Genomic DNA, 8,403 nt, shown 5'->3' on the forward strand with positions numbered 1-8,403 from the left:
AATTTGCCCGAATTCGCAGTGTGATTTCTTCCCTTCGCAAACAATCTCGCCCCCTTCTTCCTTCCTTGCTTCTTGCGATCCAAGATCAGTTTTCGTTCTCGTGACAACCAGGACCTAAGTAGTTACGGCATTTTTACCGTTATTTCCCGCCCTCGCCGCCTAGGCTGCTCCAATAACGGCATTTTTGCCGTTATTCCCCGTCCTCGCCGCCCGGGACGCTCCAACAACGGCATTTCTGCCGTTATTTCCGGCCCTCGCCGCCCGGGACGCTCCAACAACGGCATTTCTGCCGTTGTTCCCCGCCCTCGCCGCCTAGGACGCTCCAACAACGGCATTTTTGCCGTTGTTCCCCTCCCTCGCTGCCTAGGCTGCTCCAACAACGGCATTTTTGCCGTTATTCCCCGTCCTCGCCGCCCGGGACGCTCCAATAACGGCATTTCTGCCGTTATTTCCGGCCCTCGCTGCCTAGGCTGCTCCAACAACGGCATTTCTGCCGTTATTCCTTCACTTTTCGCTGCCCGGCATTCATTCACCAGAGCTGATCGTCCGAGAATGAATGAATAACCTCATAACGGCAAGCTCTCCGGCCCTTGTCCGTAGGCACAGATCTGAGTCTTCCTTTTCCGCAAAGAGCCTGCAGGGTATTCCGGACTGTCCGCAGGTTGATTCCAAGCTCTTGGACCAGCTCAACCGGGCGGATCATCCCATCCCGCGAGACTGCAAGCCGGATGACCTCACGCTCCAAACGGCTAAATTGCTTCCCGGCGTTATCCCCGCCAATGAACGGAGCCACAAGGGATTTAATCAGCGAAATAGTAAGCTGCGGGCTTGCCTCCAGATCATCATAGGGAATCGAGACCACCCGGTAACCGGCGATTTGCAAAAAGGTTTCCCGGTTAAGCTCCTGCCGGTACCGTGTCCGGTCCATATTCTGTACATGCGGGCCGTACCCCTTTATTTCAAACGCAAATTTCACCTTTCCCGGCTTCCAGACGAGATCAACGAAATAAGGTCTGCCACGCCAATCCGTGACCTCATATTCAGGATGCAAGTCCTGCAGGGAACCCATCATCGGCCACCATACCTGTTCCAGAAACATGCGCTCTCCGTGACCATGCCCCCGGTCCAGCCGATTCCGCCGTTCCCCTTTTCTCCGTTCCATGTGATCCTTGAGCCAAACGCTGTGCATTTCCTGAAATCCCATAACGCGCTTCCCCTTCCTGTGGACACAAAAAAATCCCGCACCCATGGATACATGAGTACGGGACGTGCTTCGTCCTGATTTAAAATCAGTATAGTGAATACTTGCGGCTGATGTCAATGAACATGCCGTGTGAGCACACTCTGATCCATCTGACCTTGATCCGGCAACAGCAATTGACCCGCCGCGTTGCCATGCCTTCAATGCACAGAAGCCATGTGCGGCTTGCTGTTTGTGGTCCGTGGCTTACTGTTTATGGTTCGTCGCTTACTGTGGCTCGCGGCTTGCTGTTTGTGGTTCGTCGCTTACTGTGGTCCGTGGCTTGCTGTTTGTGCTTTTCCCTCTACATTTGGAGTAATTCACGGATATCTTCCTCAGATAATGAAGTGGTCTTGTTCCCCCCGGATTCAATAACCTCTTCGATCAGATTCTTTTTGCGCTGCTGAAGTTCCAGCATCTTCTCTTCGATGGTCCCTTCTGTCACCAGACGGATCACCTGCACCACATTACGCTGTCCCATCCGGTGGGCACGTCCTACAGCTTGCTCTTCTACGGCAGGATTCCACCACAAATCATACAGAATAACTGTATCTGCCCCCGTCAGATTAAGTCCGGTCCCTCCTGCCTTGAGAGAGATCAGGAATATTTCTCCTTCTCCTTCATTAAAGCGGCGGCAAAGCTCAACGCGCTCCGCGGAAGGTGTTGAACCATCCAAATAAAACGGTGTGAGTCCGGCAGCTTCCAGGCTTTTCCTTATCAGCTGCAGCATGCTGGAGAATTGGGAGAACAGGAGCATTCTTTTGCCGGAAGCACGGCAATCCTCTACCAGCTCCAGCAATTGGTCCAGCTTCCCGGAGCCGCCGGTGTAATCCTCTATAAAAAGAGAAGGATGACAGCATATCTGCCGCAAGCGGGTAATGCCTGCCAGTATTTTCATCCGGCTTTTTTGAAAGCCTTCGCCCTGCAAATCCTGCTCGGTATCTTCGCGGAGCTTGGACAAGTAGGCGAGATAAAGCTTTTTCTGCTCCAGCAGCAGCTCCGTCCGCTGAAGCGTCTCTATGCGATCCGGCAATTCCTCCAGCACGTCTTTTTTCAGCCTTCTCATAATAAATGGAGCAACAATACTCGAAATACGATCCGCTGGCAGCTTCTTGAAGGATTGACGGCCGGAGAACAGGAGCGGAGACACCGTGCCAATAATAGACTCCAGCTCATCAATTGAATTTTCGATAGGCGTTCCTGTCAGAGCAAATTTACGTGCAGCCGTAATGGATTTTACCACCTGAGCGGTTTGGGAAGCGCTATTTTTGACCGCCTGGGCTTCATCCAGGATTAGCGTGTGAAAGTTTATACCCGAATATTGGTCAATATCTTTTCTTAAAAGCGGGTAGGATGTAATAATGACATCTGCATCCTCGTGTTCAATTCCTTCCAGCAATTCGCTCCGCTCCGCCTTCTGCCCGGCGGCTACCAGGACCTTGACCTGAGGCGCAAAGCTTGCAAACTCGCTAGCCCAATTATAGGTGAGTGAGGCGGGACAGATGATCAATATCTTCGAGTCCTCCCGGCTCTCTTCAAGCTCGGAGCAAATATAGGCAATGCTCTGAATGGTTTTCCCTAGCCCCATATCATCCGCCAGTATCCCGCCAAACCGGAAACGGGCCAAGGTCTTCATCCATTGGAAGCCTTTCACCTGGTAATCGCGCAGAACGTTCTTCAGCTGCTCCGGAGCCTCAAAATCGTTAGTCTCCGGCTCCCTTAGCTGCTCCAGAAAAAGCCGGAGCGACTTGCCCCATTTCACCGTTCCGGAGGATTTCCCGCGCTCCGGGAGCTGAAGGGAATGTATGGAGGGAAGCTTGATGAGCGGTGTTTTGAGATCCTGTTTCCCCAAATTCAGCCGGTCGGCAATCGTACGAAAATCATTGAATCCCCCCTCCTGAAGAGACAGGAAGGCTCCGCTGCGAAGGCGGATGTACTTCTTCTTTTCAATAATGGCCTGCATTACGCGAGCAGCTTCATGCTCATCCAATCCTTCCATTTCAAAAGAAATATGGAGCCAGTCCAGCCCATCATTCAGGTCAGCCCGGACTTTTGGAGAAGCTTTGCGCTCCAGGATCAGATTTTGCGCCGGCGAAGTCATGTAAATGTCCGCTTGCTTTTCCAGAGAAGGGATCAGCTCATGAAGGGCTTCATACATCTCCAATTCACTTGCGGCACCCCAATGTTCACCTTCCCTGCGCATGGAGGAATTGTCCAGCATAGCAGTAATATATTCTTCCTTTTGCCTATTTCTGATCAGAATAACCTTACGCTTCTCTTCAACTTGCTGTTGACTGCCTAACGGATTGATCACAATGTCGCCATAGTGAAGCTCCAGCCTGGCCAGCAGCCGGCCTTCCGTATAGTCCAGATAGATTTGGCACTGCAGCTCAGGCTGAATGATCCGTTCCTGAACGGCCTTGTCCACTTTGACATTCCCCATTCCCCTTAGAGCAGGGACTACCCGCTGAATAAAAGGTTCAATCTGAAGCGATGAGATGGGCAGCTGTCCGGAAGCAGAGAGCTGCTGCTTCAATTGCAGGATCCGGTTAAACTCCGGAGCATTGAGGCTGTAGATCTTCCCCCCGGTAATAATACAGAAGTACTCCGGGAGCATCTTGCATTGCGCAAGCCCCGAGGTTGCCAACACATACTCCTTGGGCCCGCCCTTCCCGATAGTGAAGCTGAAAGGAGGAGCGCCCTCCACCAGTTCCAGCTGAGTTCCAGGCTCTCCGTCGCCTTCCAGTGTGATATTCACTTCCGAAAATAGCGGTTTAAGCTTCTCCCAGGCCAGAGGTGGAACAGTAATAGCTCTGCCTTCCGCAGTTCCCGAATAATCATAGTATCCGTAGCCGGATGTTTGATAGGATCTTTCTGAATTCTTTATTTGAATCAACACATTCAGAAAAGTCTCATCTGAAGCATTCATCTGCTGCTGTGCTGGATCGAAGGTGAATTTACTCGTAAAATAATGAGGCAGCCTCCGCTCCACATGCTCAAGGAAACGGTTGATTTTAGGTACGACATACAACCGCTTGACACCCGTGCGCAATTCAATCGAGAACCCGCTGTAGCTGTAAGAACTTTGAAATTTTAAAATAAACTCAAACTGCAGCTGCTCATCGTTGCCGAATAAATAAATATTATCGTGAGTGCTGACCGGCTCTGAAAAGGAAGCAATAAGCTCCTCAGCCGGCCGATAAATCTCCGCAGATCCTTGTTTGCTGCGAGCCGGTTGTTTCGTCTGGATAGAATGAAGTATTGCATCAATATCCCATGCGTCCGGATGTTCAATAGTTTGAGACTTATTCTTACTTATGTTCTTCTGTTCCAGCTTGGAGATAGCAATAAGCACAGCCGCCTCATGCTTGCAGGAGCCGTAGTCCTCGAAGGCCGGGCAAGTGCATATCGAATCAATCAGTCCTACTTCCTCATCAATATCAATCCGTAAGTCATAAGACTTGCTTCCCTTTACGCTGGCGGTGTAGCAGTTTTCCGTTTCATCGTATAACAAATTGCCGACACGGCCGGATTCGTAATATGTCTTGCCCCGCTTGTAAAAAGTATCCCCACAGATTTCTTTAATGTCTCTCAATGTAATAATTGCCATCACCCGCTATCGTTCGTTGTTAATCTATTATCACCAATTTACCTTATATCGTCAAAAACTTCCGGGCATCCTCCGATATTCCGGACAAATTCCGTTCCCCGCCCATGATGGCGTGGCTGTCTTCCAAGATCGGCTCCGGCGGACGGGCGCGGGCCTCTTTGGGCGAAAGGCCGTATCTGGCCTTGAACACCTTGTGAAAATAGGAATAGGTTCCAAAGCCGCAGCTTCCGGCGATATTTTCCAGGCTTAAGTCGGTGTAGCGAATCCGCTCCAGAGCGTTGGACAGGCGGATTTCCTGGGTGTAGCGGATAATGGTGAAGCCCGTCAGCTTTTTGAAAAGATGCACTGCCCTGGATACGCTAAGCCCGGCAGCCCGGGCAACCTCCTCCACCCGCAGCGGAAGCAGCGCATGCTCGTTGATGTACCGCCGCATCAGCATCACCAACTCATTGGACCGCCCCGGCGCATCCTGCTCGGAGTCGGAATCCACCGCCAGGCGGTCCAGCGACAGGCACAGAGCGCAGAGCAGATGCCGGATCAGCTCGGAATTTCCCTGCACGATCCGGTGCTGCTCGATGCTGAGCTGCTGCCACAAGGACAGCATCCCGGCATCCAGATGTATCCGCTGCTGGATTGGACGGAACCGGGCTCCCCACCAGTCTTCAATCCACGAGCCTTCGCAGAGCAGGTAATAATCACCGCTTTCAATCCTTCCGTCCATTTCCCCCACCTCCAGATGATACAGCTCCCCGGGGCGGTAGATCAGCAGATCTCCAGGCTCAATCCGGCTCATTTTCCCGTTAACCAGTGCCCGGCAGCTGCCCACCACCTGCAGGCGGAACAGAAAAAAGGGCGGCGGCGTAAAGGAGGTTTTGAACGGAAGTGTATGAAAGGAGTACGCACAGGCATGCAGCCTCAAATCCATGGGTTCACCGCTCCAGTCAAATAGTAGAGGTTTTCAAGCAGATAAAACATTCATTAGTCTTCAACAATTAACTATACTATAACCAAATGAAAGATACAGCTGCAAGCTGACTCTGAAGGAGCACTCCCGCTGATATGTTGAACAGGACCCTCAATCTATTCCTGATTCCAGGCTATCCCTTCTTTTTAACCTGCATGCTGCTGCAAGGAATGGCCATATCTATCAGCTCCCTTTTTTTGGCCGTCTATTTCACAACAAGGCTGGGCGTGACCGCCGGCATTTATGGTGTGTTTACAGCAGTGACTATAATAAGCGGCGTATGGCTCAGCATGCGGATCGCCAAACGCTCCGACAGCGGGCTGAACCGCAAAAAGCTGATTGTCACCGCCATGCTTTTTAATACAATTGCTTTTGCGGGCTACCTCTTTATCACTGCATTCACAGCTGTTGGTGCTCCGGCCATGCCCCAATTGTTCGCCAGTGCATTCCTGCTCGCCTTCTTCGTAGCCGTTATATCCGCGATTGGCATCAGCTGCATTCAGGATTTGCTTCCGGATTTGCCCGGCTACGCTTCAACGCTGTACACCAGCTCGACGACCCTCGGAAGGCTGTTTGGAAGTCTGGCCGGCGGGGCGGCGGCACAGTGGTTCGGGTATCGCAATGCCTATTGGACATGCCTGCTGCTGATTGTCTCCCCGGGTTTGCTAGCCCTGCCCCGGCATATGTCCTCCGGGAAGGCAACCCGCTCACCCGGCATTACATAACAGGAGGAATCTGCGATGAAAATCATACTTGTTGACGACAAGCCCCATGTACGCAATGAATTGAAGCTGCTGCTGGAGCAGCTGCCCTACGAATATGAAGCGGTTCTGGAAGCCGGCTGCGATTCGGGGGCAATCCGGCTGATCGAGCGGCATGAACCGGATATCATCGTTACAGATGCCAAACTGCTTCTCAGCGAAGCGGACGCGCTGGATCAAGTGAACAGACAGCAGCCGCATGGCAGAATCATTGTCACCAGCAGCCATGAATTTGTCCTGAATGCCTTCGGCAAGGGCGGCATGGATGCTCTGCTCAAGCCTTTTGCCAAGGAAGCGCTGGAATATGCTCTGCTAAGAGCGGTCCGCGCCATTGGGCAAGATTGTATGTACGGCGAGCATCAGCCGGGAGCCATTCCGGCGGGATAAGTGGAGTATAAGAAAACAAGCCTTCATTCCCGGCCGGGGCCGGTGAAGGCATAAGGTTACTTTCGAAATTCAGAATAAATTCTTATCTTTCGGGAAATAGCGGGGTAATTTAGTGCGCAAAACATATAAACCTGAATTTCGAAAGCGTGTCTTCCTTCCCACCGGCCGCTGAGACCCGGCAGGAGGCCCAAGTGGAAAAAAGGTGCTTAAATTTGCCCTCATCCCCTTTTCCGCAAGTGTTAGTGGGAAAAAGGATACCCATCGATCCGGTTCTCTCCCCTGCAGAGGAATACGCCTAAATTAAGATGAACTTAAACCATTCATCCAAAGGGCAGCCATTTTAGTGGTAAAAAGTACAACTAAGGTAGCGCATTCGGATTCTCGATCATCCCTAGTGGGAAAAAGTACAACTAATTCTGATGAAATCAGCCGTATGAGGGGAGAGAGCATCCATTAAGTGTACAAAATCCCACTAAAGCCCGTTAAATCCAAAATTCCAGCCCATTAGTGTTACTTTTTACACTTCGCTTCAGTCCCCTATGAATCTCTTCCTTGCATTCCATCCGCTTGTTCAGGTCCGCCGGTTCAATTCAGGATAAATTAATTTTCTTTATTGTGTTTTTCAAAGATTACAGCACCGCCTCCCGCTTAAACAGCGGAGCGGACAGACGGACCCGCGGAACAGCGGCAGCGGCCGCCTGGGTCTCCGGATTTTCACCGCTAAGGGGAAGGAAATAAATCTGGAGAGCACAGCGACCCAGACAACGCTCCGTTCGCGGAGCGTCCACTCCAAAAGCCTACGTATATCCTGCGCAAAATAACCCCACAAAGTGGGGCCTTGGCTTCGATGATTTACTCAGGTACTTTGCGGGGACCCCGAACATATAAACCTGAATTTCGAAAGTAAGTATCCACAAATCATCTAAAAAGCTCTACACGAAGAGATTTCTTGCTAAAAGCAGCTTGCACCCAATGGGTGAAGGAAAAAGAGGGTTTATCCCTTGTCCGATCTGGATGGGTTCAATTCACTTTCGAAATTCAGGATAAATTCTTATCTTATTAAAAAAGCGGCTATGCCAGCCTTCACTGGATAGGGCAGCCTTCTTGGGTGACGGCTATGCTTCCCCCGGTTTCTCCAAACCTTCCTGCTGGGACCCGGCGGGTAAGCCCGAGTGGAAAAAGTGAACTTAATTTTCCCCCTTTCCCCCTTTTCGCCAGCGTTAGTGGGAAAAAGGATACCTAATTCATCCGTTTCTCTCCTTTTCAGGGAAATACGCTGAAATTAAGTTGCCTTTTTACCACTACTCCTTCTACTGGGATGGCGTAAAATAGTATGTGTAAGGATCGGGGAGTCTAGTAAACGACAAAAAAGTAGGGTATCCTTGGGATTGCAAAGTCACCAAGAAAAGGAGCCCTACTCAATGACCAGTATACAACAAAA

At 51.1% G+C, this 8,403-nt stretch carries 5 protein-coding genes; 2 read left to right on the top strand and 3 right to left on the bottom strand.

Features of this window, described 5'->3' with window-relative positions:
- Window positions 1–529: 529 nt before the first annotated feature.
- The 3 genes from HYD27_RS31390 to HYD27_RS31400 all read right to left on the bottom strand — a co-directional run bounded on the left by HYD27_RS31390 (window position 530) and on the right by HYD27_RS31400 (window position 5,775).
- Complete coding sequence (locus HYD27_RS31390; RefSeq protein WP_219221706.1) at window positions 530–1,204, bottom strand: hypothetical protein; 675 nt, start codon at window positions 1,202–1,204, stop codon at window positions 530–532.
- Window positions 1,205–1,544: 340 nt separating this feature from the next.
- Window positions 1,545–4,835, bottom strand: a complete 3,291-nt coding sequence (locus HYD27_RS31395) for a DEAD/DEAH box helicase (RefSeq protein ID WP_228745455.1) — start codon at window positions 4,833–4,835, stop codon at window positions 1,545–1,547.
- 58 nt (window positions 4,836–4,893) lie between these two features.
- Complete coding sequence (locus tag HYD27_RS31400) at window positions 4,894–5,775, bottom strand: helix-turn-helix domain-containing protein (RefSeq protein WP_219221708.1); 882 nt, start codon at window positions 5,773–5,775, stop codon at window positions 4,894–4,896.
- Between the two features lie 134 nt (window positions 5,776–5,909).
- Here HYD27_RS31400 and HYD27_RS31405 point away from each other — a divergent pair, with 134 nt between their 5' ends.
- Window positions 5,910–6,539: an MFS transporter gene (locus HYD27_RS31405; protein ID WP_219221709.1), complete on the top strand. Its 630-nt coding sequence runs from the start codon at window positions 5,910–5,912 to the stop codon at window positions 6,537–6,539.
- A 15-nt stretch (window positions 6,540–6,554) separates the two neighbouring features.
- A complete protein-coding gene (locus HYD27_RS31410; RefSeq protein WP_219221710.1) occupies window positions 6,555–6,962 on the top strand; it encodes a LytR/AlgR family response regulator transcription factor in 408 nt (135 codons plus the stop codon).
- Window positions 6,963–8,403: the final 1,441 nt, after the last annotated feature.

This window comes from Paenibacillus sp. S150, assembly GCF_019352175.1.
Classification (GTDB): domain Bacteria; phylum Bacillota; class Bacilli; order Paenibacillales; family Paenibacillaceae; genus Paenibacillus_AQ.